The organism is Desulfosporosinus sp. FKB (assembly GCF_002196705.1).
In the GTDB taxonomy this organism is placed as follows: Bacteria; Bacillota; Desulfitobacteriia; order Desulfitobacteriales; family Desulfitobacteriaceae; genus Desulfosporosinus.
In genome coordinates, this window is the sequence record NZ_NADJ01000038.1 from 117,012 (window position 1) to 144,009 (window position 26,998).

Annotated in this window: 24 protein-coding genes, 8 tRNA genes, 1 pseudogene and 2 riboswitches; of the genes and pseudogenes, 7 read left to right on the forward strand and 26 right to left on the reverse strand. The window is 40.2% G+C overall.

Annotated elements, in window-relative coordinates:
• Positions 1-213 precede the first annotated feature (213 nt).
• Both B5Y67_RS17040 and B5Y67_RS17045 read right to left on the reverse strand, forming a co-directional pair.
• Positions 214-2,562: a PAS domain S-box protein gene (locus B5Y67_RS17040; protein WP_088227628.1), complete on the reverse strand. Its 2,349-nt coding sequence runs from the start codon at positions 2,560-2,562 to the stop codon at positions 214-216.
• A gap of 38 nt (positions 2,563-2,600) precedes the next feature.
• Positions 2,601-3,296, reverse strand: coding sequence for an MBL fold metallo-hydrolase (locus B5Y67_RS17045; RefSeq protein WP_088227629.1), 696 nt, complete (start codon positions 3,294-3,296; stop codon positions 2,601-2,603).
• 95 nt (positions 3,297-3,391) lie between these two features.
• On the opposite strand from B5Y67_RS17045, the gene B5Y67_RS17050 reads away from it, so the two are divergent.
• On the forward strand, positions 3,392-3,760 hold the full coding sequence (locus B5Y67_RS17050) for a VOC family protein (RefSeq protein ID WP_088227630.1): 369 nt from the start codon (positions 3,392-3,394) through the stop codon (positions 3,758-3,760).
• A gap of 329 nt (positions 3,761-4,089) precedes the next feature.
• On the opposite strand, the gene B5Y67_RS17055 is transcribed toward B5Y67_RS17050, so the two are convergent.
• The 11 genes from B5Y67_RS17055 to sigI all read right to left on the reverse strand — a co-directional run bounded on the left by B5Y67_RS17055 (position 4,090) and on the right by sigI (position 6,949).
• Positions 4,090-4,177, reverse strand: a tRNA-Leu gene (locus B5Y67_RS17055).
• Between the two features lie 3 nt (positions 4,178-4,180).
• A tRNA-Cys gene (locus B5Y67_RS17060) sits at positions 4,181-4,255 on the reverse strand.
• A gap of 11 nt (positions 4,256-4,266) precedes the next feature.
• Positions 4,267-4,340 (reverse strand) — tRNA-Gly (locus B5Y67_RS17065).
• Positions 4,341-4,346: 6 nt separating this feature from the next.
• A tRNA-Asn gene (locus B5Y67_RS17070) sits at positions 4,347-4,421 on the reverse strand.
• Positions 4,422-4,428: 7 nt separating this feature from the next.
• Positions 4,429-4,519, reverse strand: a tRNA-Ser gene (locus B5Y67_RS17075).
• 11 nt (positions 4,520-4,530) lie between these two features.
• Positions 4,531-4,615 (reverse strand) — tRNA-Leu (locus tag B5Y67_RS17080).
• 6 nt (positions 4,616-4,621) lie between these two features.
• Positions 4,622-4,697: transfer RNA gene (locus B5Y67_RS17085), tRNA-Thr, on the reverse strand.
• Positions 4,698-4,705: 8 nt separating this feature from the next.
• Positions 4,706-4,794: transfer RNA gene (locus B5Y67_RS17090), tRNA-Ser, on the reverse strand.
• Between the two features lie 269 nt (positions 4,795-5,063).
• Positions 5,064-5,201, reverse strand: a complete 138-nt coding sequence (locus B5Y67_RS25420; RefSeq protein WP_170932728.1) for a hypothetical protein — start codon at positions 5,199-5,201, stop codon at positions 5,064-5,066.
• The gene (locus B5Y67_RS17095; RefSeq protein WP_088227631.1) at positions 5,182-6,240 is read right to left on the reverse strand and encodes an anti-sigma factor domain-containing protein; all 1,059 of its coding nucleotides are present in this window, start codon (positions 6,238-6,240) and stop codon (positions 5,182-5,184) included. Before B5Y67_RS17095 ends, B5Y67_RS25420 begins: the two co-directional genes overlap by 20 nt.
• Entirely contained in the window at positions 6,233-6,949 is a 717-nt protein-coding gene (gene sigI / locus B5Y67_RS17100; RefSeq protein ID WP_088227632.1) for an RNA polymerase sigma-I factor, read from the reverse strand. Before sigI ends, B5Y67_RS17095 begins: the two co-directional genes overlap by 8 nt.
• 425 nt (positions 6,950-7,374) lie before the next feature.
• On the opposite strand from sigI, the gene B5Y67_RS17105 reads away from it, so the two are divergent.
• Both B5Y67_RS17105 and B5Y67_RS17110 read left to right on the forward strand, forming a co-directional pair.
• Entirely contained in the window at positions 7,375-7,689 is a 315-nt protein-coding gene (locus B5Y67_RS17105; protein WP_088227633.1) for a FlxA-like family protein, read from the forward strand.
• Positions 7,690-7,948: 259 nt separating this feature from the next.
• Positions 7,949-8,089: riboswitch (cyclic di-AMP (ydaO/yuaA leader) on the forward strand.
• A 3-nt stretch (positions 8,090-8,092) separates the two neighbouring features.
• Positions 8,093-8,848 carry a C40 family peptidase gene (locus B5Y67_RS17110; protein WP_088227634.1) on the forward strand — a complete coding sequence of 252 codons (756 nt, stop codon included), beginning with the start codon at positions 8,093-8,095 and terminating at the stop codon, positions 8,846-8,848.
• Between the two features lie 111 nt (positions 8,849-8,959).
• Here B5Y67_RS17110 and B5Y67_RS17115 read toward each other — a convergent pair whose 3' ends face one another.
• The gene (locus B5Y67_RS17115; RefSeq protein WP_088227635.1) at positions 8,960-10,591 is read right to left on the reverse strand and encodes a cell wall-binding repeat-containing protein; all 1,632 of its coding nucleotides are present in this window, start codon (positions 10,589-10,591) and stop codon (positions 8,960-8,962) included.
• Positions 10,592-10,915: 324 nt separating this feature from the next.
• Here B5Y67_RS17115 and B5Y67_RS17120 point away from each other — a divergent pair, with 324 nt between their 5' ends.
• A complete protein-coding gene (locus B5Y67_RS17120; protein ID WP_088227636.1) occupies positions 10,916-11,632 on the forward strand; it encodes a Bax inhibitor-1 family protein in 717 nt (238 codons plus the stop codon).
• A gap of 88 nt (positions 11,633-11,720) precedes the next feature.
• Here B5Y67_RS17120 and galU read toward each other — a convergent pair whose 3' ends face one another.
• The 5 genes from galU to B5Y67_RS17145 all read right to left on the reverse strand — a co-directional run bounded on the left by galU (position 11,721) and on the right by B5Y67_RS17145 (position 16,680).
• Positions 11,721-12,638 (reverse strand): UTP--glucose-1-phosphate uridylyltransferase GalU, encoded by a 918-nt coding sequence (gene galU, locus B5Y67_RS17125; protein ID WP_088227637.1) that lies wholly within the window; start codon positions 12,636-12,638, stop codon positions 11,721-11,723.
• Entirely contained in the window at positions 12,635-13,078 is a 444-nt protein-coding gene (locus B5Y67_RS17130) for a GtrA family protein (RefSeq protein WP_088227638.1), read from the reverse strand. Before B5Y67_RS17130 ends, galU begins: the two co-directional genes overlap by 4 nt.
• On the reverse strand, positions 13,071-14,039 hold the full coding sequence (locus B5Y67_RS17135) for a glycosyltransferase family 2 protein (RefSeq protein WP_088227923.1): 969 nt from the start codon (positions 14,037-14,039) through the stop codon (positions 13,071-13,073). Before B5Y67_RS17135 ends, B5Y67_RS17130 begins: the two co-directional genes overlap by 8 nt.
• Before the next feature lie 21 nt (positions 14,040-14,060).
• Positions 14,061-16,151: a glycosyltransferase family 39 protein gene (locus B5Y67_RS17140; RefSeq protein ID WP_088227639.1), complete on the reverse strand. Its 2,091-nt coding sequence runs from the start codon at positions 16,149-16,151 to the stop codon at positions 14,061-14,063.
• Positions 16,152-16,266: 115 nt separating this feature from the next.
• Positions 16,267-16,680, reverse strand: a complete 414-nt coding sequence (locus B5Y67_RS17145; protein WP_088227640.1) for a response regulator — start codon at positions 16,678-16,680, stop codon at positions 16,267-16,269.
• Between the two features lie 318 nt (positions 16,681-16,998).
• On the opposite strand from B5Y67_RS17145, the gene B5Y67_RS17150 reads away from it, so the two are divergent.
• Together B5Y67_RS17150 and B5Y67_RS17155 are read left to right on the forward strand one after the other, a co-directional pair.
• A complete protein-coding gene (locus tag B5Y67_RS17150) occupies positions 16,999-17,817 on the forward strand; it encodes a divergent polysaccharide deacetylase family protein (protein WP_088227641.1) in 819 nt (272 codons plus the stop codon).
• Between the two features lie 141 nt (positions 17,818-17,958).
• Entirely contained in the window at positions 17,959-19,068 is a 1,110-nt protein-coding gene (locus B5Y67_RS17155; RefSeq protein WP_088227642.1) for an endospore germination permease, read from the forward strand.
• Here B5Y67_RS17155 and B5Y67_RS17160 read toward each other — a convergent pair.
• Positions 19,024-20,121, reverse strand: coding sequence for an HD-GYP domain-containing protein (locus B5Y67_RS17160; RefSeq protein ID WP_242976020.1), 1,098 nt, complete (start codon positions 20,119-20,121; stop codon positions 19,024-19,026). The genes B5Y67_RS17155 and B5Y67_RS17160 overlap by 45 nt on opposite strands.
• Positions 20,122-20,209: 88 nt before the next feature.
• Positions 20,210-20,293, reverse strand: a riboswitch (cyclic di-GMP riboswitch).
• Positions 20,294-20,626: 333 nt separating this feature from the next.
• Here B5Y67_RS17160 and B5Y67_RS17165 point away from each other — a divergent pair.
• Complete coding sequence (locus B5Y67_RS17165) at positions 20,627-21,862, forward strand: D-alanyl-D-alanine carboxypeptidase (RefSeq protein WP_088227643.1); 1,236 nt, start codon at positions 20,627-20,629, stop codon at positions 21,860-21,862.
• 236 nt (positions 21,863-22,098) lie between these two features.
• Here the strand turns inward: B5Y67_RS17165 and B5Y67_RS17170 are convergent, their stop codons facing one another.
• The 6 genes and pseudogenes from B5Y67_RS17170 to cybH all read right to left on the reverse strand — a co-directional run bounded on the left by B5Y67_RS17170 (position 22,099) and on the right by cybH (position 26,841).
• Positions 22,099-22,560: a CBS domain-containing protein gene (locus tag B5Y67_RS17170; protein WP_088227644.1), complete on the reverse strand. Its 462-nt coding sequence runs from the start codon at positions 22,558-22,560 to the stop codon at positions 22,099-22,101.
• A 74-nt stretch (positions 22,561-22,634) separates the two neighbouring features.
• Positions 22,635-24,296, reverse strand: a complete 1,662-nt coding sequence (locus tag B5Y67_RS17175; protein ID WP_088227645.1) for an MFS transporter — start codon at positions 24,294-24,296, stop codon at positions 22,635-22,637.
• A 448-nt stretch (positions 24,297-24,744) separates the two neighbouring features.
• Complete coding sequence (locus B5Y67_RS26245; protein WP_282432789.1) at positions 24,745-24,876, reverse strand: hypothetical protein; 132 nt, start codon at positions 24,874-24,876, stop codon at positions 24,745-24,747.
• Positions 24,877-25,333: 457 nt separating this feature from the next.
• Positions 25,334-25,432 (reverse strand): annotated as a pseudogene (locus B5Y67_RS25985) (NAD(P)-binding protein); the annotation flags it as partial.
• Between the two features lie 212 nt (positions 25,433-25,644).
• Positions 25,645-26,124, reverse strand: a complete 480-nt coding sequence (locus B5Y67_RS17185) for a HyaD/HybD family hydrogenase maturation endopeptidase (protein WP_170932729.1) — start codon at positions 26,122-26,124, stop codon at positions 25,645-25,647.
• Positions 26,125-26,157: 33 nt separating this feature from the next.
• Entirely contained in the window at positions 26,158-26,841 is a 684-nt protein-coding gene (gene cybH / locus B5Y67_RS17190) for a Ni/Fe-hydrogenase, b-type cytochrome subunit (RefSeq protein WP_088227648.1), read from the reverse strand.
• Positions 26,842-26,998 lie beyond the last annotated feature (157 nt).

The window sequence follows — 26,998 nt, forward strand, 5'->3', positions numbered from 1 at the left end:
TGTAGAAGTGGGAGCCTCACGATTAGATGAATCATACTCCTGCAAGCAAAATTCTCCCGCTTATTCATCTAGAAAGAGAATTAAACTAACTTTAAATAAATATTAAAGTATCTAGAAGCAACACACAATTGCCCAAATTGTCTATATTTTCGACACAAAAATAACAGTTCATTATCCTATTTGGCTAATAAACTGTTTCTTTATGTCGAATAGTTATACGATCTTATTCAACTTATAAATCATTATTGCTGCCGAAAGAGCTAAACGTATTTGATAATTATCTAATGATACCGATAATAACTTTTCAATTCGCTGCTTGCGAAACAATAAGGTTTTCCTGTGAATGAATAATTCATCGGCTGCTTGTCGGAGATTGTTACTTTTCAAGATCTTTTCAAGAGTGTTCAAAAAGTCTGTTCCTTTATGTTGGTCGTAAGCGATAAGAGGCCCGATATTTTTTTCAACAAACTCTCTCTTATCATCCTTCCTGTCTATTGCTGCCAGAATTTGAAAAAGGCCTATATCACGAAAATAAAAAATTCCTCCTTCTTCTTCTGTTAAACATTTTGATGCCAGAAGTGTATTCCATGCCTCCTGGTAGCTTTTTTCAACACTGCCCGCTTTACAGTGAATATCGCTGATAGCAATTGTTATAGTAAGATAAGGGGCATAATTATTGATAATTTGTTTAATTTGTAACGCGGTTTGCTGAGTTTTTTCCCGTCCATTTCCTCTTTCTTTATCTTGACAAAGTATGCAAATATTATTTCGATTTTCCCAGACCGTAACATTCATCTGCTCAGTGATTTGCTGCACAATTTCAAGCTTAAGATCTCCATTAGGACTCAGCTTGCTTCCTTGAAACGTTGAATCAATATCCTGTAATGGGATTAAACAGCAATAGAGAGATTGTTCAAGGTCAATTCCCCACTCTTTAACGATGGCCAAGGTTTTATCATCATAGACTGTATCACCATTTATCAGATCATTGATAAAATCGCTTCGCCGCCTTAGTTCATAAGTAAAGCGGAGAGTCTGCTCAATGCGGATCCTTTTAGTGATGTCAGATACTAAGAGAACTGCGGTTTTTTTACCGTTCACTTTATAATCCATGGGAGCAGTCCGGCCTTCAAAATAGCGTTTTTCTGTTCCTATATTCAGATCCCGCAATAGATGACTAACTTCTCCGGTGGCTATAGCCTTGCGAACATGCTTAAGCATAGTTTGGGCCAGATCCGGAGGAAATAGCTCATAAACGGTGTGTCCTCTCATAGTTTCTGGCGGGTAGAGAAACTGGTTATCATGACCAAAGACCTCTATATAACATCCATCTTCGTCAATAATGGCAGTAAGTTCCGGGATAGCTTGGGCAAAATCCTTTAGGCGTTTTTCGCTTTCGCTGATTAATTCTTCAAGTTTTTTGCGTCGAGTAATATCGAGGATTAGGCCTAAATAACGAATCGGACGCTGCTGCTGATCATAAATTATAGAACACGTGGAATAAACCCAGCGATAAGTACCATCTTTATGAAGCAAACGGTATTCTAATGCGTATATATGGGATTTTTTAGTGTTACAGCTTTGAATTGCTTGATCAACCCAGTTAACATCCTCGGGATGAATTAAGCTATGCCAATCATCGATCACTTCATTGGCGTTATAGCCGACAATTGCTTTCCAGCGTGAATCTTGACGGGCTGTGTTCTCAATAAGGTCAACCTCCCAAGTTCCCGCCCTTGCTCCATCAAGAATAAGCGATAAGCGTTCGTTGCTTTCTTTTAGCTTATTATCACTTTGCATTTTTTCCGTAACATCAAAAATAATTGAATTGATTAATAGCTTATCAAGGGATTGAAATGGACAAGCAAAAACTTCAACGTTACGAATTTCCCCATTCATCAGTCGATGTTCAGTGTAAAAGGATTTTCCATCACTTTTTATAATCTCTTGCAGCAATTCATCAACTCGTAATCTATGATCCTTCTCAATACTATAGATTGTCATTTTATCTAATTGTTCTGCCGTATAGCCGTAATAATTAGCAGCTGCTTGATTAGTTTTGACAATTTTACCGGTTTTAGAATCAACGACCATCATTACTGCAGGACTGTTCATATATAGGTAATGATATTCCATCTGTTTTTGACGTAGTCGGTTTTGGGACTCAATATGTTTGGTTAAATCTCTAAACAGATAAAGATGCCCGATCTTTTTCCCCTTATCATCAAGCATGAGTGATACATATCGTCTGATCGTCCGGCCATCTTTTAAAAAAAGCAAATCTTCCTTAGTCCGTTCAGATTCTTCGACTAGTTGTTCATATCCCGCCCTAATACTCGAAACATCTTGAACCAAAGTTGAGCAAAAATCAATAAAATCCGTATGCTTATAAATACCCTTCTGAAGATCATTCTGCGCATGTTCTAAGTGCCATAACTTTGTAAACTCCTGATTACTAAAAATGATCTGATTATTCTCATCATTAACTGCACAGCAGGCTAAGGGAATAGCACGTACCATGGCCCAAAGAGAACTACACTCACTACACTGCGTCTTATCCATTAAGAAATAACCTCCTTGGAGTGCTGTCCGTACTCTCGTTAAAGAATTAACTCTTGTCCGTTGTGAGGAAATTTTAGGATTCTGCAGGGGGAATTTCTCATTTCATTTTCAAAATCCTCAAGGATTTCAGGGCTATCTGCAAAGTGCATTGGAATTAGATATTTAGGATTAAGTTCTTGAATAAAATACTTCGCTCCTGCCAGATAATTCTTTTCAAGTCTTGGATCCACCGGAAAGAAAGCAAAATCGATGACTTCACCTTTGATTCTTTGAATTTCATCCTTAAACTCTTTCTCGGCCTTGGCCATTTCATCCTCAGTATCAAGCCAATACCACCAGTTTAAATCTCCGGCATGAAAAAGATGGGCTTCTTCATCCTGAACCAGAAAAGAAACACCTATATCTGTTGAATTATAAGCTTTAATTTTCAAACTGCCCAATTCGATTTTTTCGTATGGGGCAAGTACAGTCAGGTTATTGATGGTTGGAGAAACGGGAATATCATTGCTTAAGATATAGTGAATATCCGATCTTTCTTTTTGCCATTCTAGGATTACGGGGTTAAAATGATCAGGATGGCTATGGGAGACAAAGACATAAATATTTTTAGGACTTTTCTTTATTAAATCCCCGATACTACCTTGATAGTAATCAAAAATAAGTAAATTGTTTTGAGTTTCGACAGCAAAACCACTATGATACAAATATTTTATTTTAAGATGAGCCTTTTTCATTGTTATCACCTCATAATGATTATACAATAAATTTGGAGAAATCAAGAGTTTGCTGCTCAAGGCAACTTAACAAAATTTAAGAAAGAAGGTTTACGATGAAATTCCGGTTTAATCATAATAACTTTAACATTCTTGACCTGGAAAAAAGTCTGAAATTCTATCAAGAAGCCTTGGGGCTGGTAGAAGTCAAACGATTTGAACCGCCAAGCGGTGAATTTATCCTTGTTTATCTTGGAGACGGAGTCACTGAACATAGTTTGGAACTTACATGGTTAAAAGAGCGAACAAAACCCTATGATTTAGGGGAGAACGAATTTCATGTAGCTTTTATGGTTGACGATTTCGAAACAGCTTATGAACATCACAAAAAAATGGGATGCATTTGTTATGAAAATAAAGAAATGGGAATCTATTTTATTAACGACCCAGACAATTACTGGTTAGAAATTATCCCCAGAAAATAACTAAACCCCCATCAACATTAAACTTTATCCCATCGTTTCGAGATTCGCTCACTACTGAACGGAACTGTTGATTTTGGTATGATATTTCACCAGGAAATTCTAAGAAAAAATGAGAAAAATGCCTCTAAAGAAACTTTCTTTAGGGCATTTTTTTTGACGATATGAGTTTTAACAGTTAAAGAAACTACACAAACATTATGAAGGATTATTTTAACTTTAAATAAACAAAACCCGAGAATGCCAAAATACGCTGGTAAATCTCATTCACCAACGTATTTTTACTACAGAAATAAAGATTACTCTATGATATTTTCCAGCTTATTATGCAATGGTGCCGATGACCGGAATCGAACCGGTACGGGCTATTAACCCGCGGGATTTTAAGTCCCGTGCGTCTGCCAGTTCCGCCACATCGGCAATTGGAGGCGGCACCCTGAATCGAACGAGGGGATCGAGGTTTTGCGGACCTCTGCCTTACCACTTGGCTATGCCGCCATAAGAATTACTGGAGCGGGTGATGAGAATCGAACTCACGTAGCTAGCTTGGAAGGCTAGTGCTCTACCATTGAGCTACACCCGCAATGAATGGCTCCCCGAGTAGGACTCGAACCTACAACCTACCGGTTAACAGCCGGTTGCTCCACCATTGAGCTATCGAGGAATGTGTCTGGCGGAGAAGGAGGGATTTGAACCCTCGCGGCAGTTACCCACCCTAACGGTTTAGCAAACCGTCCTCTTCAGCCACTTGAGTACTTCTCCAAGTATATTTTTGGTGCGGAAGACGGGACTTGAACCCGTACGGAGTTACCCACACGCCCCTCAAACGTGCGCGTCTGCCAATTACGCCACTCCCGCAATAAATGGAGCCATTGACCGGGATTGAACCGGTGACCTTATCCTTACCAAGGATACGCTCTACCGACTGAGCTACAATGGCATGTATAATGGCGGAGGGGGTGGGATTCGAACCCACGGCCCCTTGCGGAGTCACTGGTTTTCAAGACCAGCTCCTTAAACCACTCGGACACCCCTCCAAAAATAACAATACTTTTAATTGATGGGCAGGTGTTCTCCATAGAAAGAAGGTGATCCAGCTATTTAATGCCGGAACTGTATAGTAACACTTTAAATTAACCTTGTCAAGACGTAAAAATTAATAACCTAAAAACCAAGGGGATATCAAATTTCTATTACCCTTGACCGAATTCAAATACTACCATTAACAGAGTAAATTGTCAATAGCCAAACTCACTATATGCGTTTTATAGTCTACCATCTGCTATCCCTAAGATGCAACGTTTATTTAGATCTGAGCAGCAAAAATTATTGGTACAATACGCCAAAAATCATCTTCAAATCTTTTCCAGCTCAACTGCTGCTTATTTGAAGATGTTAATTTGAGTTCTATTGCTAATGCTCCCTTATCTTTTTGAACTCTCATTGGGAGTGCCCTTCTCCGCTTTTTTCTTTGATACCTCTGGAAAACGATTTGATCCTTTATTCATCTGAGGCATCGCATGTCTATTATTCCGAGAATCATTACTCTTTTGTTGTTTTGGCGCCATATTACTACCATTACCAGGCAATTTAGCTGAGGAGGGCGGCAGCTTATCAGGCTTTAGTTTTCCTTTTGTTTCTTTATCGGATTGATCAGTCGATCCGGAATCAGACCTTACATCTCCGTTCATTTGAGGCGCATTTAATTCCATCCCACGCCTATCAGTCTTGATCTGCTCTTGAACCTGAGGATTTTCAAGTAATCGAACCCGTTCGGAATTATCTTTAAGTTGCTGAGCTTGCGTCTCAACTCCAGCCTTTTGGGCCGCCTGCCAAAGCGCATACTCTCCAAGGGTCAGTTCTCCTTGTTGCGCTAGTTCACGCTCTTGAGAAGTCAGAGGAAAAACTGCTACCTGTGGTGTTAAACCATTTTTTTTAATTGCTCCCGTGACCCATAAGGCGATTTGCTGATCGTTAAGTTCCTTAGGCATTTGATCTGAGGTTTTATCCGACATTGGAGAATATCCCACCACAACCCAGTGTTGTTGGGAATTTAGAAATTTATGATCATAGGATTGACTGATGATTTGTTCTAAGGCCTTATCCAACGGCTGTCCTTTAAGATTCAACTGACTCAGCATGCTTTTGGCGTCATCATTTTCACTCTGGAACTTTAATAAGTGTCCTTGGGAGTCAATCGTAAATTGTAAACTTGGGTTAATGTCTACTGAGAGTAACGCAACTGCAGTCGGCGCTTGATATAGATTCCACCCCAAACAAGCCATCAAGACTAAAAGGAATAATGCGGCTACTCCTGCCCCTATACGTAGGTTGTTTACATTCATTATACCTGTCCAAACTTCGATTTCCTCGCCTACTTCAATGTTCTGTCGCCTGTAAACATGGCGAAAGGTGCCGTCATTTCCTAAAACAGTATAACGAAGCCCAGATTTTTCTAACACCACAGCTTTCAACTTACTCATTTTCTCCCCCCTTTTCCCGCGAGATGACATATTCTCTTAAATATATATAGTCATGTTGATTGGCAATAAGCAAAGCTACTGCTAAGATATATTTCCGTCCCCTTTCCAAAACTTTAGGATGAATCTGAGTTTTCAGTGCTAAAGCTTGCATAGGAACTTTTCCTGTGCGTTCAACATGAGCCCATAGTTCTTTGTCAAATGCCAGCTCTCTTGCCGCCCTAAGCAATGTCTCACGAGAATCTCGATGTTTGGGGGAAGCTGCAACTAAATCCTGAAAGGTAAGGTTTACTGCCGCCAAAGCTTGTGTAAACTGTTGAATTTCGGCCGCCCTCTCCCGGTTTTGTTCTTTCACTTTGAATTCATTTAAACTAAGATGAATTTCAATGTCTCGTCCAATATCATCTTGGTCGAGAGAATTTGTCAGTTGTGACCGCTGTTTCCGATGATAATCAATAAGGCGCCTTTTGATTAAAAGTCTGGCAAATGCTAAAAAGGGCACGCCTTTATCAACTACAAACAAATCGATGGCTTCGTTAAAAGCGATCAAAGCCTCTGATAATTCCTCATCTCTGCCCCATTCCAAAAAATGAAAACACGCCTGACTAGCCACATGACAAATAAACATTTGAGATTTGGCCAAAAAATCCTCTCGGGCTTTCGAATCCTCTTTCAAACGCTGCCACGTCGATTGGTCTTCCCATTCCGGCATGCTTTCTTCCTCCTACCCTTTTATACGATAGGGCTTCTGCTTTTTATGGGGGCTCGCCCCAAATTTTCTTCAAATTCTTCAACAAAAACAAAAATAATGACATCTTAATATCCAACTTTAAATATTCGACACATTGTTAAGCATTTCCTTTCGAATGAACCAAAGCCCTCTTCGATCCTTATGGTAATTATACCGTGAACTCGTTCAGCTAAAGAAACATAACTAAAAGATTCGGTCAAAAAATTTAGAAAAATTCCAGAGTTACTTCTGTGCTATTTTCAGCTAAAATTCAGTTAATTTTCAGCTAAGATTCAATTACCTGTAGTAACTTGTTTTTATTGGCTTTGTTTTTGGAATAGATCATTATCAATTTTAAAGGTGATTTTCAGAAGTTCAACTATTTAATTTAGAAAGGAAATTTTTCTATGGACGTTTCAGCAGTATCGTTTGGATCTAATAACGATTATTCTTCATCAACTAATAATAGTCAAATTAAACAAATTCAAAACCAAATACAAAAACTGCAACAAGAATTGAAAACTGAGAATCAGAGTAAAGATGACGCTCAAACGAAACAAATGAAAACACAGCAATTGCAAGCTCAAATTGAGCTGCTGCAGGCCCAGTTAACGCAGCTTGAATCAAAGAATCAAAACAAAAATTCTGCTCAACAAAGCCAGAGCAATAAAAGCACACAAAATTCCCAAAATAATTTACGTATTATTGATATTCAGGCTTAAAAGTAATTTAGTAGGCTTAAAATTCTCTAAGATTGCGTTATAAACTACCGGGATATCTCCTAACTGCAAACAGTAAAAACGCCAAATCGATCATGATTTGGCGTTTTTACTGTTTGGTCTGGACTCTAATTATGTAAACCATACCACGAACTATATTAAAACGATTTGTATAAAAATGGTTCCTTGCCAAATATTACACATTTCATTTTAAAGGATATTGGCGAATACTGTCGAATTCTTGTTTATGAAAATATAGACAAGAAAAATAAAGCTGAATCTGGAAATTATTCCAGAGCGGGGGATTTTATTTCTAAACGGGGTGAATCGCCGCTATGGCGTAGGGCTGTTACCTTTTGTCCGAATCCGACAACTAACCTCGTAAGCTATGAAAGGTGAAAAGGTAATGAAATTGTCTCCAGCCCTGTCTCAACTATCAGGTGTCATTCTATCCGGAATGCTCTTGGTAGGGAATGTTTTAGTTCCATCAACGTCACAAACCTTGGGTTTCAATTCTTTCATGAATTCTAGTGCCTCAACGTCCTCTTCAACGTCAGTCATTGTTCCACAATTTATTCACCAACAGTTATCTTCACAGAAAACTGATCCAATCTTTACAACAATACCAACCGTGATGGCAGCAATACCAAAGGAGAATCAAGTTCAGACGAAAACTACGCAAACAGCAGAAATCTCTCCGCCTGAAAGTACGTCATCCGTACATATGATTCAAGTTGCTCAGGCCGCGTCAAATAATACTATGAATGATGAGGCCAATGTATCTCGCGGCAGCAGTAACCATTCTGACATCATCGATCATGCTGTAAGTTTAGTTGGAAAGCCCTATGTTTTTGGCGGGACATCGCTAAAGGGATTTGATTGTTCCGGATTTACTCAGTATGTTTTCGCTGGATCCGGTATTACTCTTCCGCGAACGTCTTATGCTCAATATGCTTCAGGCGGTTCTGTCAGCAAGAGTAACCTCCAACCGGGTGACTTAGTTTTCTTTTCAACGTATTCTAAGGGAGCGTCTCACGTAGGTATTTATATCGGCGGCGGAAAATTTGTTCATGCTGATAACCCTAAAAAAGGGGTAACTATTACTAGCCTGAGTGACAGCTTTTATGTTAAAAATTATCTTGGAGCTCGAAGGTATAAATAATTCGCCACATCAATGGTAATTGAATAACAAATCGAAAAAGTGCTTTTGGCATGTAACTCTGCCAAAAGCACTTTTTTCTCATATATCCTTAAAGTATAAACATGACCAATGTCAGTTTGTCTTCATAAAAATAAAATTAACCGGATCTGTAGTAGGAGTAAAACTCGTTGGATGATTTAGGTAACCTGTATAAGCGGAAGTTCCTGTTATTATATTATTACCTGTTATATGGGGAATACCCATATTGTAAATTTCTAAATACTTGCCGATTAAGACAAAATTATCTTCTTCAGTCCAGCTAGAGTTTGTAATTTTTATCATTGTGGTATTGGGAAAAGAATAACTAGCTTTATAATTAGTTATATATCCGGTATTTTCTTGAGTGACTTCTACGGTTCCATCATTATCAAAGTTCAATGTGTATTTTCCATCAGACGTTGTCCATGTACCCAAAATATTCTGCTGCACTTGGTCAATTGTTAAAGTCGGAATTGGATTCTCATGTCTAACCTCGACGGTAGCTATAGGCTTAACCGTGGTAGATTCAGCAATTGTACCTGTCACGCAAAAACTACCCGCAGAGACATACCTGCTTGATTCTATAATTGGCCAAGTGACATTAACGGTTTTAGTTGTCCCATCCATCATAGTAGCCGTTACCGTTGAAGGCAGCACCGGGGCAATTCCGATTGAAGTTGTTACACTAACATTACTTAAATGACTTACTCCTGCCTTTTCCTGCCCTAACCCAGATATAACACTATCAGGGATAACAACTGTTCCGCCAAATATATCAACGGTAGGGGTTACATTACTATCAGCATTTAAACCATTGGCAATTCGATCTTGATAATAACTTCTTGTCACATCTGCCGGAGAATCATTGATTAAAATAATAGGAGCAGCAATCTTTGAGGCTAGAGCACTTCCGCTTAGGGCATCCGGAAATTGTTCACCGGAAGCTACAGTTGTAATTTTAGTGCCAAAAACACTGGCAAATTGATTGTTAACAGCAATATTTGTACCGTAACTGTTATCACCTGAAATCCTTTCATTATCAGGAAACTGATTAGCAACATTATCACTAATTTCATCGGAATTACCGATTACATAAGTCTTGACAATGCCGTTGTTTGCAGAAATATAGTTTTTAACTGAATCAGGAATACTGTCTTGAGATACAAGAATGATCGGATCTTGTTTTATCGCTGCAACAGGTGAAATCGAAAGAGCATCGGTAAAATCGTCAGAAGTACAAACGAATAGCATCGATGGGGACGAGGTCACTTGCTTAGCTACTGCAATTGCGGTTTCATATTTATCATACCCATAAATCCTGTTAGTTGTTATCCCCATTGTTTGTAGGTCAGAATCTATAGCAGCAGAAATTACTCCAGTACCACCTATAATTGTAACATTTTTGGTTTTTAAATCAGTTAATGTTTTTTTGGTGATAGCTGGCAGTGTTGTGCTCTCAGTAAGTAATATTGGGGCATCATATTTTTTAGCCAGGGGTACGGCAGCAAGACTATCCGTGAAATTACCTCCAAAGGCTAAGATACAATTTGTTGAACCATTGGGCCAACCTTGTTCGGCAATTGTGCTGGACGTTTCATAACGATCTTGACCTGCCATTCTATTGATGATTGGTGAAATGGTTGACGTATCCGTCGAAGCCAATACCGGGAGAACTGACGAAAATGAAAATAACACGGTTAGAAACAAAGTCGGTAATTTCCTCATAGAATCATTTCCCTACTTTCAGGTTTCTTAAATTTACTATAGTCCTGCCTACTTTAAGTTACAACTTAAAAAAACAGAGTCGAGACACTTAGTTAATTATTGAAGCCTTAGAAATAAAATTTGCGTATATGTATACATCAACTCCTTAGGGTAAAAACATAGTTCAGGTATTTTGTATTATAGGCGAATTTATCAGGAATTTGGTAAAGAACTTTTTAAGGTTTTGTGAAATTTTAGAGATTTGTTAGTAAAGTAAGGAATGTCGTGATACTATAAGGTTAAAGTCACTATTCTAAAAGAACTAACGAAAGAGGTGTAACGCTGATGTCGCCATTTGAAAATTCATCCCATTATTATCAAAATCCTTATGTTATTGACATTAAAAAGGTCAAGACTGTTTCATTATCCCAGATCATGGGCCTTTTATCCTTTATGTTCTTAGCGATGGCTGCCGGAGCTTTACTAGTACCTCCGCAATATTTTATGCCTGCTGCTATTTTGGAATTTTTGTTGCTCTTTTTTATTCCGATCGTTAGTCGGCGAGCTGTCGTACGAGGAGACGATCCTGCCGCCGGTTTAACTGCAGGACTGGCTCTGCTCTTTGCAGCATGTGCGGGAGCTGTTCTTAGTCCAATCGTCCAAGCTTTAACCGCAACGACCGAAGGACTTTTAGTACTTGGACAAGCTGCTTTAGTAACCTTTATTGTCTTTGCCGCCTTTGGTGCCTATGGGCTCATGACAAGGCGTAATTTAAGCGGTATGGCAAAAGCGCTCTTTATTGGCTTGTTAGTCCTGCTGGGAGTTACAATTCTTTCAACGATTTTCAGCAGCTTTTTCAGTCCTTTCGGTTTGCTGATCGGTTTAGGAGGCGCTATTCTTTTTTCCCTGATGACGGCCTTAGATTTCCAAAGAGCAAAATATAGCCTTGCTGACAATGCTGTTTTAGTCACCCTAAGCATCTTTTTAGATTTCATCAATTTGTTTACATTTATTTTAGATATTTTTCTGATCTTTGGCGGCGGAGGAATTCGCAAACGTTAATAGGGACAAGCAACCGTTATCAATAATAAGTGAATCACAGAAAGACAAAGCCCACGATACTCTATCAAAGAGGATCGTGGGCTTTTTTCTAGAAGCTGGAGCACATAGGTTTTCTCGCTGACTTCTCTCTTTCTCTCAGTTTTCTGCTAATAACCTGCTGCAAGTAATCCATAAGCAGAGGCTCTAATTCTTCCCTCTGCAGCCCCATTTCCACAATGGCCTGTAAATAGCCAAACTTATCACCGATGTCGTAGCGTTCTCCCTCTAATCTCCAGGCTAACAATCCTTCGCGAAAACAAACCTGCCTTAAAGCATCCGTCAACTGATATTCATTGCCCGCTCCTCGTTCCAAGGTATGAAGAATCGAGAAGATTGAAGGTTTAAGAATATATCTTCCCATAATAGCCAAATTTGAGGGCGCTTGAAACGGCGTAGGTTTTTCAATTAAATCCTTAACCTGATAAGTTTGACCTTTAGTATCTTGGGGAGCAATAATTCCATATTTTCTAACATCATCATTGGGGACCGGCTGTACACCAACCACGGTGGCATCATATCTTTCATAAACCTCCATAAGCTGCTGCAGTCCGGGCTTGTCCGAAACCATGATGTCATCACCTAACAAGACTGCAAAGGGCTCATTCCCGATGAATTGCTCGGCACAAAGGACGGCATGGCCTAATCCCAACGGTTCTTTCTGGCGAATGTAATGAATATTAGCCAATTCATTAATACGCTGCAGTTCATTTAGTACATCTGTTTTCCCTTTATCTTTTAAAGTCTGTTCCAGTTCGACGGACTTGTCAAAATGATCTTCGATGGATTTCTTATTGCGTCCGGTAACAATAAGAATACTTTCAATGCCGGACTGTACGGCTTCTTCAACAATATATTGAATTGCCGGTTTATCAACAATCGGCAGCATTTCTTTAGGTTGTGCCTTTGTTGCCGGCAAGAATCTTGTGCCTAAACCGGCTGCCGGAATCACGGCCTTCTTAATCTTCATATCATTTCACTCCTTAATCTAGGCTGCCGAAATACCCATAAACGGCTGCCCATAAAATTGATGGCTAAACTTGCTCCTACAGCAATCAATCTGCTCGCCAGCATCGGCCATCCCCAGTTGTCATGAACCCATACTAAAAGGCCATAGGTCAAGGCCAAAGTAACGATATTTAAAGATACGAACTGAATCATTTGTCTCATTGAGCGGTCAGAGGTTAATTCTTCTTGATTCGCTCCACTGTCTTTGGCTTTAAAGGTCCATTTCCGATTCAGCCAAAAACTGTTTAAAACCCCGCAGCTGTAAGAAAGAGTGTGGGCGGGGAGTAAAGGAACTCCCCAGGCAAACAATAGGGCAAAAACCGCAAAATCAATCCCGGTATTTATTCCTCCCACGGCACAAAATCTCAGGAATTCGAGCTGACGTTTTGTTATCTTAGCCAATCTTCATCACGTTCCGTTCTTTCTCTTCCTGATGGTAAGATTCTCCAACGACATAAAGAGGGCGGTTTCTTGTTTCATCATAAATACGACCGATATATTCCCCCATGATCCCCATCATTAACAGCAGAAAACCTGTCAAAACCATTTCACCAACCAACACTAGATTCCATCCGCCTATAGCTGAAGAACCTACGATTTTAAACAACAGCAAGAAAATCAAGTATACAAACCCCAGGGCTATAAGCCCTGCCCCTGAATAACTGGCCAGTTTGATCGGCTTAAAGGAAAAGGAAGTCAAACCATCAAGACATAATTTAATCATCTTTTTTAGGGGATATTTGCTTTCACCGGCTAACCGAGGGTCTCTGTCATATTCAACGGCCGTTTGCTTAAAGCCCACCCAACTCACTAAGCCCCGAACATAACGGTTTTTTTCCGGTAATTGCTTCAGGATGTCACATACCTTTCGGTCTATAAGGCGAAAATCGCCGGTATCAACAGGTATATCAATATCTGTGGATGCGTTCAAAAAACGATAGAACAGATGAGCTGTTTGTTTCTTGAAAAATGTTTCGCCCTTGCGCTGTTTGCGTTGAGCATAAACAACCTCATAACCCGCCTTCCATTTGTCAATCATTTCCAAAATAAGCTCAGGAGGGTCTTGAAGATCGGCATCAATAACCACAACTGCCGCCCCTTTTGAATAATCCATTCCGGCAGTAATAGCCACTTGATGGCCAAAATTACGTGAGAAGGATAGAAGTTTTACAGAAGGATCACGATCACATAATCCTTTAATCAAATCAACTGAGCCGTCACAGCTTCCATCATTGACAAAAATTAATTCATAAGCTTCTCCTGATGAGGCCATCACTTGTTTTAAACGCCGATACGTCTGCTCGAGAACTGCTTCTTCATTGTAGACCGGAATCACCACGGAATAGCGAATGTTATTGTTCATAGTCATACCTGTGCCTCCTTTTTAAGGATTGACTTCATATAACGTTCCGGCGCCGTTCATACCCATACCTCCGCCAGTATTACTGCTCAAATTAGCTTGCCATTCAGACTGGGGGATTTCCGTACCATTCTGCTGAATCCAGGTTTGAATATCTGAACTGCCTCCACCAGGGCCGCCTCCGGAGAGCAGAAAATACTTTATTTCTTTATTAGCGACCATTTGTTTCAGTTTGTCGACAGTAAGAATTGGGTCTGAACCTGAAAACCCCCCCATTGCCATCACCGCTTGACCGGTTTGAATTATATAGGCTTCTGCAGTACCTGCATTGGTCGTTGCAAAGAGGTATTTTTCCCCGGTATTATGAGCTTCTAAATAAGCTAACAGCTGAGTATTAATAGTTTCCTGTCTCTGTCCAGCGCCTTGGCTTCTGTTACTGGCAGAAGACTGTCTCTGAATTGGGGACTGAGCTTGATTTCTATTTTGCCACTGCCCAAAAGTAAAGGTTTGCTGCGGTCCAGCCGCGGGCATCATGGCGTTATCTCCATAGATGAGCGGTGTTGCCGCCCAATAGAGTGGAGCCGCCAACAAAACTAAGATCCCGCCAATAGCAGCGGCCTTAGTGTAGAGCACACGCGCCCTGCTTGCTGACTGATTCGCCTCTTCGCCATTTCCTCTGGACAAAGGCAGAAGGAAGTAGATAGTTAAGAGGCTGCCCAAGATTCCTAGGGAAATCGGCAAACTCCATCCGATTGACTCTTTATAAGGCAAGAGGATATAGAGTTGAAAGACTGTTGTCCCCAGTATTCCTATGGGCAGCAGCCATTGCTTCCAACCCTCTCGGCTGCGATTAAAACCTAATAACTCAACCCATCCTGTGCCTGTTAAAGCGGCAATAGCCGGCGCCAACATGACTAAATAATATTGATGGAAAAAGCCTGCGACACTGAAAAATCCCATCATCGGTATTAACCAAGCCAGCCAAAAAAGACTTTCCCTTTGCTTATCCGTCAATGGCTGTTTCCTGCGTATTCCAATGAGCAAACCAAGAGCCGATAAGAGGGCAAACGGGAGCATCCAGCTGATTTGTCCTGATAATTCTGATTGAAACAAACGGAGTGGTCCTGCCGTACCGGTATTAAACATGCCTCCCCCGCCCCGATTACCTCCAGGCCCTCCATTTGCCAGGCCACCCGTCGGATTGATGCCATCTGGAATTCCTCCATGACCATCTTGTGCTGAACTATCACCTTGCTTCAAGTTTTGCGGCCATCGGCCGTGTGTTTGGCTATCAGCAAAGCTTCTTTGGTTCCCTCCGCCAGGACCGCCTTGACCGGTCAGCCGGGAAACACCGTTATACCCAAACGCCAGTTCCAGAACAGAGTTCGTCTGACTGCTGCCGATATAGGGACGATTTGCCTGAGGAATGCTGTCAACAATCAGGGCCCAAGAGAAGGATAAGGCGAGCATGACTGCCGTAGAAGCGGCCAAAACTTTTAGTTTCTTCTTCCAGTTCACCTTATAGGCCAGCCAAGAGAAGAGATAAAATGCCGGAAGAACCATATAAGCTTGAAGCATTTTAATATTAAAAGCGACACCAATAAGAGCAAAAGCTCCCAGGAAAAGTATGGTTTTGCTCTTGCGAACGGCTTTAAATAACAACGTAGTTGCCAGCAAGAGGGTAAAGACCAGCATACTATCGACATTATTTGAACGGCTAACCGCTGCAGCAATCGGCGTACAGGCCATCACTAAAGCTGAAATTCTTGCCGCAGTCCGTCCAAAACTTGGTTTAATCAAGGAATATATTAGTAATACCGAACCGACCCCTGCCAAAGCCTGAGGCAAAACTACGCTCCAACCATGAACTCCGAGGAGGGAAGCAAAAAGGGTCTGGATCCAAAAAGCCACTGGCGGCTTATCCACCGTAACAAATCCGCCTGGATCGAAGGAAGCAAAGAAGAAATTATGAAAGCTTTGGAGCATACTTGTTACTGCGGCCGTATAGTAAGCATTGGCGTATTGGTCTTTCCAAATTCCGTATATATTGAGAAACGCCGCAAGCAAGGTGATCCCGATAAGAATCGGATCGATTCGTTTTCCCTTTAATTTCATGATTCTTACTCCTTTATAAATTTCTAATGCTGTTTACTTTTACTGTACCTACTATAACCTGTGTTTCTGAATTGCCTCTAAATGCAGGCTGAAAGTTTACTGAAATTTGGTCTATTTAAACAATCTCTTGAGTATCGCTCCCATCCAGTAAATGAGGAAATTGTTCATTAATTTTGTAATTGATTCTTGCCAATAAGCCTTCAAAACTAAATGGTTTTGCCAGATAATCATCAGCCTCCAGCAAACTATTTACCGCATCGTTGATCTCATCCTTCTCTGTCAAGAAAATAATAGCTGTTTCACCTATTCTTTTTAGGGATGAACTTAAATTTGAATCACCAACTTTTAATCCCACGAGGTCTATAAGGACAACATGGGGCTGAAAAGGCTTGGCAATTTTCAAAGCTTTCTTCTCATTCTGAGCAATACGAACAGTAAATCCTTCATATTTAAGACCCATCTCTAAAAACTCCAGAATATTTGGCTCGTCTGCAACTAATAAAATCTTAATATCTTCGGCTCTTTGCATTGTTATCAACCTCCTTGAAGTTTAGAGAACTTTCTTCAATTATTAAGCGTTAAGCTGAATCTATAATGAACGTAAGCTGAAAGTTCAATGAAAATTGAATAGCAAATAATTCCAACAGAAAAACTAAGCAGCCTTGTTTCGTTCAATACCGAAACGAGGCTGCTTAGTTTTTCTGTTGGAATACTTTTCAGATTTTCTTACCTATGAGTGAATAGAACAAGAGACATCTGAAGAATTCACTCTTTTTTTAAAGTTTATGTCTTACTCCGGTTATTAATCAATATATTCAAATAAGAAACGAAACAGAGGTGTAAGGCCATGAATTACCGTAACATAATCTTAATCCTTAGACGTCCTATCATATCACTTTCAATCTTAATTATTACAATCATGACAATTATAGGATTTATACGACATGCGTCTTCTTCAAATCACCCCATATCAGTAGAGCCTGTCAGCGGTGAAATAGCTATCGTCATCGATGACTTCGGCATTGATAACCCTGGCACAAAACAGATGTTAGAACTAAACATTCCAATTACTGCTGCAATTATGCCTAATCTGCTCTATAGCAAAAAGGAAGCAGAATTAATCCATGATCTTGGATACGAAATTATTATTCACATGCCCATTGAAGCAAAGAACGGGCGTCGGGATTGGCTTGGACCTGGGGCTTTAACAACAAATTTGTCACCGCAAGAACTTCGAACACGCCTAGAAGAAAGTTATAAGCAAATTTCCTATGCAGTTGGGATAAGTAATCATATGGGATCAAAGGGCACAGAAAATCTTCAAGTCGTATCGGCAATAGTAGCGATGGCAAAAGAACATAGTTTAGTAGTCTTGGACAGCAAGACTACTGAGTCAACCATTTTAGCTCGAGAAGCAAAAAATGCTGGTTTAGCTGCAGGTACTCGGGATATTTTCTTGGATAATTCTGCAGATGTGAATTCAATTAAAAAACAAATTCAACTTCTGATTTCCAAAGCAAAGATTTCCGGTAAAGCAATAGGTATCGGTCATGTCGGCCCTCAAGGGCCTAATACGGCACGGGCGATTAAGGAGATGCTGCCAGAAATTAAAGCTCAGGGAATAAAAATTGTCCCTTTAACTAAACTGCTAAAATCGCAGACCTGAATCTTTACGAGAACCTGCGAAGCCCTATTAAATTAAGGATAATTGAAGGATTGACGGGTAAAACTATTGGATACCATGTTTGTTTTCAAAATTTGACACAACGGTAAAGCAAACGTGAGAAGGTTAAAACGGAAAGGGACTATGGAAAGAATTTCAGCACACCAATTCATGACCTTAGGATCATCTGTACTTATGGGCGGAACGTTCCTTCTCATTGCCACTTTTGTCACCGAAGCAGGAGGACGGGACGGTTGGATGTCTATTATGCCTGCCTTTGCTTTAACAATTCCTTACGGTATTATGGTACTTTCATTATCAGCCCGATACCCCGAAAAAAATTTGTTGGATATTTCAGGAATTATCTTTGGGAAATGGACTGGAAAAATTATAGGTTCTCTCTATATTGTAATATCCGGTTACTATGGCGGGTTACTCTTAGCTTTTATCGGAATTATTTACGAACAATCCATAATGCCCTTAGTACCTCGTTGGGTCCTTTACCTTGGTGGTCTGCTTCTAGTATTCTATTTGGCATCTACTGGAATTGAAGTCTTTGCTCGCTTTTCTGAAGTCCTCTTGCCCGTCATAGTTGTGGCCTTAGTTTTTAACATTGTCCTAACAGTTCCGCGAATTGAACAAAATGAACTTCTTCCTTTCTTTGAAAATGGAGTTAAACCTCTTTTATGGGGCGCTCTTAAAGTAATACCTTTTCCCATGGTCTATTCCATGTTCTTAGCAGGAATCATTACATTTCTGCCCCAGAACAATCAGCAAGAAATAAGCCAATTTAAGACGGGGATTTGGCGAGCAGCTTTTCTTGTAGGGATTTTGAATACCATCGTAGTTTTAAGTCAAATTCTTGTCTTTGGACCAAGAGAAACAATTCGTCTATCCTTTGGCATTCTTGAATTAGGTAAAATGGTAGAAATAAGCAGGACCGTGGCCGGTGTAGAATCCTTATTTATGGGAGTTTGGCTCGGTGCCTTAGTGATAAAATGTTGCGCCTTTTTTTATATGACGACTTGGGGATTAGAAACAGTTCTAAATTTAAAAGGAATTAAATGGCGGCTCCTATTATGTGCTGCATTTCTAGGAATCGCTTTCGGGGTTAAAAAGGGATTCTATTTAAGTACAAAACTTTCTTTTGTTGAAAGTTACCTTATTTTTCCTTTCGTCTTTGTTTGGATTCCCATCCTCTGGATAACTTCACATTGGAAGGTTAAACTCAACACGCCCAATAAAACGAGTTAAATCTTGCATTAAATCTACATATTGTGCCTTGTTGATAAACCGCCCTTTATCATCTTTTAACAGACGAATCAACGGCCGTGTAGGCATTTGCACAGGAACAGCCGCAACTACTCCTATTTCACCGGAATTGAGTGTTACAACAGCATTTTCCGGATATAAGATAAGGCTTTCCCGAAAAGATTTAACAACTGTAGGATTATAACCTTTTCCAGCCCCTGCAATGATCATCTCCAAAGCATAGTAAGGAGGCAAACCTTTTCGATAGGGTCTGTCAGCAGTTAATGCTTCAAACACGTCGGTAACAGCCACAATTTGGGCATCGAAATGAATATCATCCTTTTTATAACCACAAGGATAGCCAGTGCCATTCCAGCGTTCATGATGTTTAATGACTGTCTCTAATACACTTGGCAATACCCGAGAGTTTTTCAACATATCCGCGCCAAACTCTGGATGCTGCTTCATAAGAAGCAGCTCTTTCGCAGTCAAAGTTCCAGGTTTATTCAAAATTTCTTGAGGAATATTCAATTTACCCAAATCATGCAAAAGTGCTCCCAGAGTTAAATGCTTAAGTTTCTTCTCGCTATACCCCAAACGTCTGGCCGTCAACGTCGCTAAAATAGCCACGTTCAGACAATGCGCAAAGGTCCCATAATCATGATGTTTAAATTGTTCAACATCAAGTCGAACCATATTTAAATTTAAATATACATTAATGGGTCTTAATTGTTTGATAATTGTTTCCACTAGTTCAATTGTAGTTTCTATCTGTTCTTGACTAATAAGCTTTGCCCCATGATAAATATTCCATAAAGAACCAACTAATTTCACATAGACATCCTTAGGAAAAGGTTTAACGACATTATTTGAATGATTTTCATCTTCTTTTTTCTCCCAAATAAAAACCTCCCTATTTTCAAGAAGATCCCGGATACCTTCTGTGATTGGTTGTCCTTTATGTAATAACAATACACCCACTTTATCAAATAAATCGGCATTCGCTGTCATACTCGAAGCTAAATTCGTATGAACTTGCTTTAACAACCAATTCAAGAATTCTCCCTCCTCTTTATCTCCCTTAACCCGTCCTTACAAAAAATAAAAAACGCCGAACTCAATGAACGGCGACACAGTTTCTTTGTTTGGTAACCCGGCTGTCTATCATCCTTTAGCTAGACCCGTGGCTTTGCGTCCTCAGCTCTCACTGAGTTTGCCTTTATCACTGAATGTTAAATTATCGATTATTTCCTTACATCATTAAACAGTTTTGCATCACTGAAAGGTAGTATATTATAAGATATGATAAAGTACAACATCATTTAACCATTATAACGTATTTTTATCATATTATTACATTATTTCCAAATTTATAACAAACATCAAATTTAATTTGACATAATCTGTGTTTATATGACCCATTTCACTTCGGTGGATATACTAATTACCTATAATAAACTTATGTCTAAAATAAGCATATTGCGAAGAAACCATTTGTCGAAACCGAACTCTTCCTGTAAAATTAAACTGTTCCTATTAATCTATTTAAGGAGGTTTTTTTATGTCTGGGACTCCGTCCACTTCCCCATCTCACAAGGTTTCGATGGTTCCCATCAAAGGAATTTTGGTTTTGCTCATTGTAGTCTTAATTTGTGCTCTGGCCGTTGGTCGTTATAATGGTCCTCTGCCGGGCGTAGAAGCGAAACTAGCTGCAACATCCTCTTCTTTGCCCGGTCATTTTTCGGTCACATTTCCCGAACAGGGTGAATCAGCTGTGGGTACAGAAAATTTAGGGGTCATAACGTCAACGCCAAACCAAACATCCGTACCAATTGCCAGCGTAACAAAAATTATGACTGCTTATTTAGTCTTAAAAGCTCATCCTTTACAACCTGGTCAAGACGGTCCCGCTTTAACTATGAGTGCCCAAGATTTCTCTGGTTATCAAAACGCTTTAAGCAATGGCTATTCATATTTAAAGATTGAAGAAGGGGAAACCCTCACTGAAAGGCAACTCCTGGAAGGTTTATTACTCCCTTCAGGAGACAATATTGCCGATACCCTTGGCCGCTGGGTATCCGGGTCTGATGAAGCTTTTGTTGCCAAAATGAACGAAACAGCAAAATCACTGGGCATGACTAAAACACACTATGCAGATGCCAGCGGTGTCAGCGAAACGACAGTCAGCACTGCTGTAGATCAAATAAAAATTGCCCAAGCAGCCATGCAAGAACCTGCTTTTCGTCAAATTGTTGCTATGCCGCAAGCGACTCTTCCTGTTGCCGGAACAGTTTACAATGTCAATAGTATGGTAGGAAAACATGGCATTACAGGCATTAAAACAGGATCCACAACAGCGGCAGGCGGTTGTTTTGTATCGGCAACTCCCGTTGTTGTTGGCGATGAAACCCATTACATTATTGGTGCAGTCTTAGGTCAAATTACTCAGCAATCTCTCCAAAGTGCGCTCCAAGCAAATGTTAACATACTAGATCAAGTTCGCTCTCAATTCAAACTCTATACCCTGGACCAACCTGCCTCGGGTTACGGCGAACTTACAACAGCTTGGAACAGCAACAGTCCGTTAAAAGCGTCTAAGCCTGTACAAATCTTTGGATATCCTGGGATGAAAGTCAGCTATTCCATAGATCTCCAAACTACTAAATTACCAATCACAGCCAACAGTAATAGCGCCGCCTTGAAAATCAAATCCGGTGAAGAAGTCCAATCTATTCCGCTTCAAAATTTACAACCCATAAATTCGCCCGGATTTTTATGGCGACTTATTCGTTTCTAATTGTTTCCCAGGAGAGGTGAAAACAATTGCATATTTGTTAGCTTGGTCACTTCTGCTTTCTTTTTACTAATCAGGAGGGCCTAAAAATCCTGACAGACCCACCATCCTTGACTCAAAGCTAAGAAGTTGTTGTCCTGAAACTATCTTCCGTTAATGTGTAACGACAAAAGCCCCCTACTTGGAACTGATGAGGACCAGTTTCATGCTGGGGGCTTTGTATGTGTTCTCTCTCTGGCTTATTTAATATAGTTATTTACGATATAACGCACAATATCTCCGCGACTAATAATACCTACAAGTTTCCCCTGGGAAACAACAGGGACTTTCTTAATTTTCTTATTACCTAAGACTTTGGCCACTTGATCCAGATCCTCTTCTGCTTCCACGGTCATGACCCGTTTGGTGGCGATTTCCATAACATTGCAATTCATGAGATTTTTAATTTTATCATCAAAGGTTTCCGTATCCACCCACGAGGCTGAATTAAAGGCGTCAATAAAGAATATTTTTGGATCCTGATAGCCAATATTTTTCATGATATCACCATCGCTGATAAAACCGATCGGTTCATTCTTAGCATTGATGACAGGAACTCCGCTGATCCGATGTTCTACAAAAGCCTGAAGGACCGTTTTTACTGAATCATTATTACTTACCGATACGACCTGCTTTACCATAGTTTCAAATGCTTTTGCCATAATTACCCCACCCCTTTAAAGTAATTGTTAATTTTATCGTAGTATTTAGATATCATATGAAAAAATTTCATTGACTATTGAAGAGGCTGAGTCGTTTTTCCTCGCATATAGGAAGCTACCGCCCCAATAACTGACAATACAGCAGAAATGTAAAAAGCAATTCGCAAACTTGACATGACTGCAGGAGCAATTAGTTTAGGGAAGAAGACCGTACCAAGAATCAGCTGTTGACTCGCCTGAGGCAAATTATGGAGAACAGATGCAGGTAACAATTGGGCCATCGGATTATAACCTAAAAAGGCAGCAAACAAAGCTCCGGTCGGCGGTAGGTTGGCAACTGTTTGGGCGGCTGCTGCCGGAACTCCGGCACTGATAAGTCCTTGGTACATGGTGGCAGGCAAATGATGAGCTAAGCCAATGATCAAGATGCTGAAATACAATGTCATACTTAAAGCCGAGCCTGTATTTTGTAATGTAGCACGCATCCCGGAAGAAGCTCCCCGATGCTCGGGAGGAACAGTATTCATGATAGCCGTTGTATTAGGAGCAGCAAACATCCCCATTCCTATGCCGGCAATCAGCAATATGATAACAAAGGGCAAATAACTGAAATTGGCCGGCAAAAAAGTTAATAATATAAAAGCAAGCGTTGATAATAGCATGCCAATTGTGGCAAAACCTCGAGCGCCGAAACGGTCCGAAAGAAAGCCGCTTATCGGTCCCATGACAAAAAAGCCTAACATCATAGGGAGCATATAAATTCCAGCCCACAAGGGTGTTTGTTCAAAACTATAGCCGTGGAGAGGAAGCCAAATTCCCTGGAGCCAGATGATCAGCATGAACTGTAATCCGCCTCGAGCTACTGATGATAAAAACAAACTAAGATTACCTGCTGCAAAAGCTCTGATTTTAAATAATTCTAAGCGAAACATAGGTGTCTCGGTAACAAGTTCAATATAAATAAAGCCTGCTAAAAGGACAACTCCAAGAATAATGCCGCCAATAACCCAAGGATTGCCCCAACCCATTTTCGATGCTCCGTAGGGCATAATACCATAAGTTAACGCTAAGAGAAGGGCCGTTAAGCCAACGGCAAAGGTACCATTTCCTAACCAGTCGATCTTCTCTTTCCTCAACAATAAACCTGTATCCTTTAATTTAAGATAGGCCCATATTGTACCCGTAAGGCCTACAGGAACACTGACTAAAAAAACTAAACGCCATTGGATATCAGCTAAAAGGCCACCCAGGATTAAACCTACTAAGGAACCACCGATGCCAAGGATTTGATTCAAACCCATTGCCATGCCCCTTTGATTAGGAGGAAAGGCATCTGTAAGAATCGCAGTGCTGTTGGAGAACAGGAATCCTGAACCAACCCCTTGCAAAAGGCGAAAGAGAATTAATTCGGTTGCTCCAATGCTTCCCTTTCCCGGGGTTAGAGCGAGCAAGATTGAAGCTGCAGTAAAAATAGCGAAACCTAGATTATATAAGCGGGCACGGCCATATATATCGGATATCCTGCCAAAGGAAACAAGCAATGTAGCTGTCACCACTGTATACCCCATCAACAGCCAGAGCAAATAAGCGGTGCTTGCAGGGGCCATGGGATTTATTTGGATTCCTCTAAAAATAGCCGGAAGCGAAATTAATACAATATTTCCGTTGAGCATCGCCATAAATACTCCAAGGGTTGTATTTGACAATGCAATCCATTTATAACGTGAACTTTGCATAAACTGTGATCCTTCCCTAATTAAATTCGCCGAGATTACCAGAAGATTTTACTGATGGTGACCATCCGTTAAAGCTTACTGATCTTCAAGATTCATAACTGTCTTATTTTGTGCCTTTTTAAGCGTTGTCATTCTGCAAATATCAATCTTTTGAGCAATAGCAATAGTTGTCGTTTTCCTTTCTCTTTTCTCTACTAAAATAGCTTCCTCTCAACATTCTTCCGATTGAAAAGATTACGAAATTGATTGAGCTAGAGCTTTTGGCTATAAGACCACTTATTTATAGTTTACGTCAACGTTATTTATTTTACAAATTATATTTTTTCTTTGCTCTTATGCCTATGGAAACGTAATTACATTGCAAATAATTAGGGCCTAAAATCAATGCAGACTGCCAGCATTGCCACATTGCCAGCAGTCTGCAATATTTTAGATTTAATACTCCGATTTAGAAGATTACTCCAAGTGCAATCAAAATAAGAACAGCAATGGCAATAATCCCCGCTCCGATACAGCTGCCGCCATAACCATAGCCGCCGCCGTAACCGCCATAACCACCGAAGCCTCCATATCCGTACATAATTTATTCTCCTCTTTCTTTTTTTATTTTTTTAGAATACGATGCCCATAGCAATTAAAAGTAAGATAATTACCACAACAATTCCAATACCTGCTCCCCAACCAATACCTGCTCCACCGCCAGCTGCTCCAAATGCCATTCTCTTTTCCTCCTTTCTTGCAAACCTAATACACAATATGCCAAATTACCATGTTTTTCCACTATAGTTTAAAATTCCTTTCCTTCAAATCAGGCTATCATTACGTACCTAAACTTCTTTCATTATTTGATAAGGCCGCAAGGCAAAACCTAATAGTTTCATAAGATTAATGTACGGATTTGTGATTAAGTTATTGGCTAATTCAGTATCAATAAGTCGTACTAGTCTATCCAACTTATTATTATCTAGTTTCTCCACCGCACGGCGCAAAGCTAATGAATACTTATAGCTTTGCTTTAGGGGCTTAATTAACTCTTGGGACCTTTTCTCAAAAATTGTCGGGGTTACACCCATTTTTTCTAAAGTAATTGCGCATGCCAATCCAGACAATCCCGCGCCCATTATTGCAACGTTCATCTGTCCCATCTCCAATTCGCAAGACAATTTTATCTATTTTGAGTATTTGCCAGAAAACATATGCACCGCTGCCCTTCCTTGATAAATACAGTGATTCCTAAGCACTTTTCAGCTGTAAGAACGGGAGTGAATTTTTACGTCCTTGCTGCTGAGAAAATAAAAAAAGCCCTAGCCTCAATGGCTAGCAGCTTATAGTTACTAACACCTAGCACTTAAATCCACTCTTCCAGGCAGGCATGCACTTGATTAAGGGCTTCCGGAATACTTCTCTGCAGCGTCTCCGTTAATTCAGTACCCCAGTCCAAATTCTCAGGCTGAACGCCAATAACAACAATTTCATCCGGAGAACATCCTTGGAATCCAGCCCAGTACAAAACTTCTGCAAAATTCATTTGATGCACAGAAAGTTTATTACTTGTATACTTCGGCACGTCATCTCCACGCCACACGACTACCTCTCCAGGCTTTTTCCCTGCCTCAACAGCATCCAAAACGATCAGACGTTTAGTATTCTCAACGAATTCTAATAATCTCAAGCCATCCGTTCCTCCATCAAGAAGGACAATTTCCGGTGGCAGATCATTGCGGAGCCGTTCTAAAAGGTGAATACCGACCCCTTCGTCCTGTCGAATAGAATTTCCAAGTCCCAGTATTCCGATTTCAATTTGGCCTTCCCTATTAACCTTCTTCAAGAATATGTCCTCCCGATCAATGCTCTGTATCCTTTATATGGAGTTATTTTGCGAGTTGGCAGCTTCCAAAGCCCCCGCTGAAATTGTCTCTGGAGAAAAGTCCAAGTCAGGCGAGACGTAACTATTGGTCTCAACAAATTTATATCCGGTTATAATGGAGGAGACGGTTCCGTCTTTGTTCAAAATGTCCTGACGAAATAACATGTAGAGATGGCCGATTAGGAAGAGCGGATACCCCCACGCCAGAAGATGATGCCAGATCCTGACGTTATATTCTCCACCTAAAACCGGAATTATCCAGCCAAATAGAGCAAACCATGTTCCATTCGGGTCACTGCCGCTTTTCATCGCCAACCCGGTGATGATCATCATACAACCAGCCACCCAGATGAAACAAAGATAGAATAAACTGGCCAGGGAATTATGACCTACATGTGGCGTCGACTTTTTCGAAAGAAACAGGTAATACTTTAGGGTTTTAAAGGTATCTTGCCAAAATGATTTTCTCCAGAAGCGGAGTTTAGCATAGTCATTGCCTGCCCAAAACCAATAGAGGCGGAACAACATATTAGCTGTAAAAATCAATGCCGTTACTACATGAACATAACGGAAGGTACCCATGAGAAAATGACCGGCAGCCTCACCGCTGACAATAAACGCCGGATAACCGATATACATTCCTGTTGTGAAAAGAATCGTAATGCAAAAGGCGTTGATCCAGTGAAATAAACCTTCTTAACGTAGACTGTTACTTTCTATGTTTTCTTTCACACTATCTGGCTGCATGCAGAACCCTGGTTGTGATTTTAAAGTTGACATATGTTCTTACTTTTACAATGAGTAAGTAAACATTCACTTTTTTACATTTTCTTTA

Excerpts from the sequence above, each read along its gene's own strand:
- B5Y67_RS17040 (WP_088227628.1), bottom strand. The coding sequence starts at position 2,562 with ATGGATAAGACGCAGTGTAGTGAGTGTAGTTCTCTTTGGGCCATGGTA.
- B5Y67_RS17045 (WP_088227629.1), bottom strand. The coding sequence starts at position 3,296 with ATGAAAAAGGCTCATCTTAAAATAAAATATTTGTATCATAGTGGTTTT.
- B5Y67_RS17050 (WP_088227630.1), top strand. The coding sequence starts at position 3,392 with ATGAAATTCCGGTTTAATCATAATAACTTTAACATTCTTGACCTGGAA.
- B5Y67_RS25420 (WP_170932728.1), bottom strand. The coding sequence starts at position 5,201 with ATGAGAGTTCAAAAAGATAAGGGAGCATTAGCAATAGAACTCAAATTA.
- B5Y67_RS17095 (WP_088227631.1), bottom strand. The coding sequence starts at position 6,240 with ATGAGTAAGTTGAAAGCTGTGGTGTTAGAAAAATCTGGGCTTCGTTAT.
- sigI (WP_088227632.1), bottom strand. The coding sequence starts at position 6,949 with ATGCCGGAATGGGAAGACCAATCGACGTGGCAGCGTTTGAAAGAGGAT.
- B5Y67_RS17105 (WP_088227633.1), top strand. The coding sequence starts at position 7,375 with ATGGACGTTTCAGCAGTATCGTTTGGATCTAATAACGATTATTCTTCA.
- B5Y67_RS17110 (WP_088227634.1), top strand. The coding sequence starts at position 8,093 with ATGAAATTGTCTCCAGCCCTGTCTCAACTATCAGGTGTCATTCTATCC.
- B5Y67_RS17115 (WP_088227635.1), bottom strand. The coding sequence starts at position 10,591 with ATGAGGAAATTACCGACTTTGTTTCTAACCGTGTTATTTTCATTTTCG.
- B5Y67_RS17120 (WP_088227636.1), top strand. The coding sequence starts at position 10,916 with ATGTCGCCATTTGAAAATTCATCCCATTATTATCAAAATCCTTATGTT.
- galU (WP_088227637.1), bottom strand. The coding sequence starts at position 12,638 with ATGAAGATTAAGAAGGCCGTGATTCCGGCAGCCGGTTTAGGCACAAGA.
- B5Y67_RS17135 (WP_088227923.1), bottom strand. The coding sequence starts at position 14,039 with ATGAACAATAACATTCGCTATTCCGTGGTGATTCCGGTCTACAATGAA.
- B5Y67_RS17140 (WP_088227639.1), bottom strand. The coding sequence starts at position 16,151 with ATGAAATTAAAGGGAAAACGAATCGATCCGATTCTTATCGGGATCACC.
- B5Y67_RS17145 (WP_088227640.1), bottom strand. The coding sequence starts at position 16,680 with ATGCAAAGAGCCGAAGATATTAAGATTTTATTAGTTGCAGACGAGCCA.
- B5Y67_RS17150 (WP_088227641.1), top strand. The coding sequence starts at position 16,999 with ATGAATTACCGTAACATAATCTTAATCCTTAGACGTCCTATCATATCA.
- B5Y67_RS17155 (WP_088227642.1), top strand. The coding sequence starts at position 17,959 with ATGGAAAGAATTTCAGCACACCAATTCATGACCTTAGGATCATCTGTA.
- B5Y67_RS17165 (WP_088227643.1), top strand. The coding sequence starts at position 20,627 with ATGTCTGGGACTCCGTCCACTTCCCCATCTCACAAGGTTTCGATGGTT.
- B5Y67_RS17170 (WP_088227644.1), bottom strand. The coding sequence starts at position 22,560 with ATGGCAAAAGCATTTGAAACTATGGTAAAGCAGGTCGTATCGGTAAGT.
- B5Y67_RS17175 (WP_088227645.1), bottom strand. The coding sequence starts at position 24,296 with ATGCAAAGTTCACGTTATAAATGGATTGCATTGTCAAATACAACCCTT.
- B5Y67_RS26245 (WP_282432789.1), bottom strand. The coding sequence starts at position 24,876 with ATGTACGGATATGGAGGCTTCGGTGGTTATGGCGGTTACGGCGGCGGC.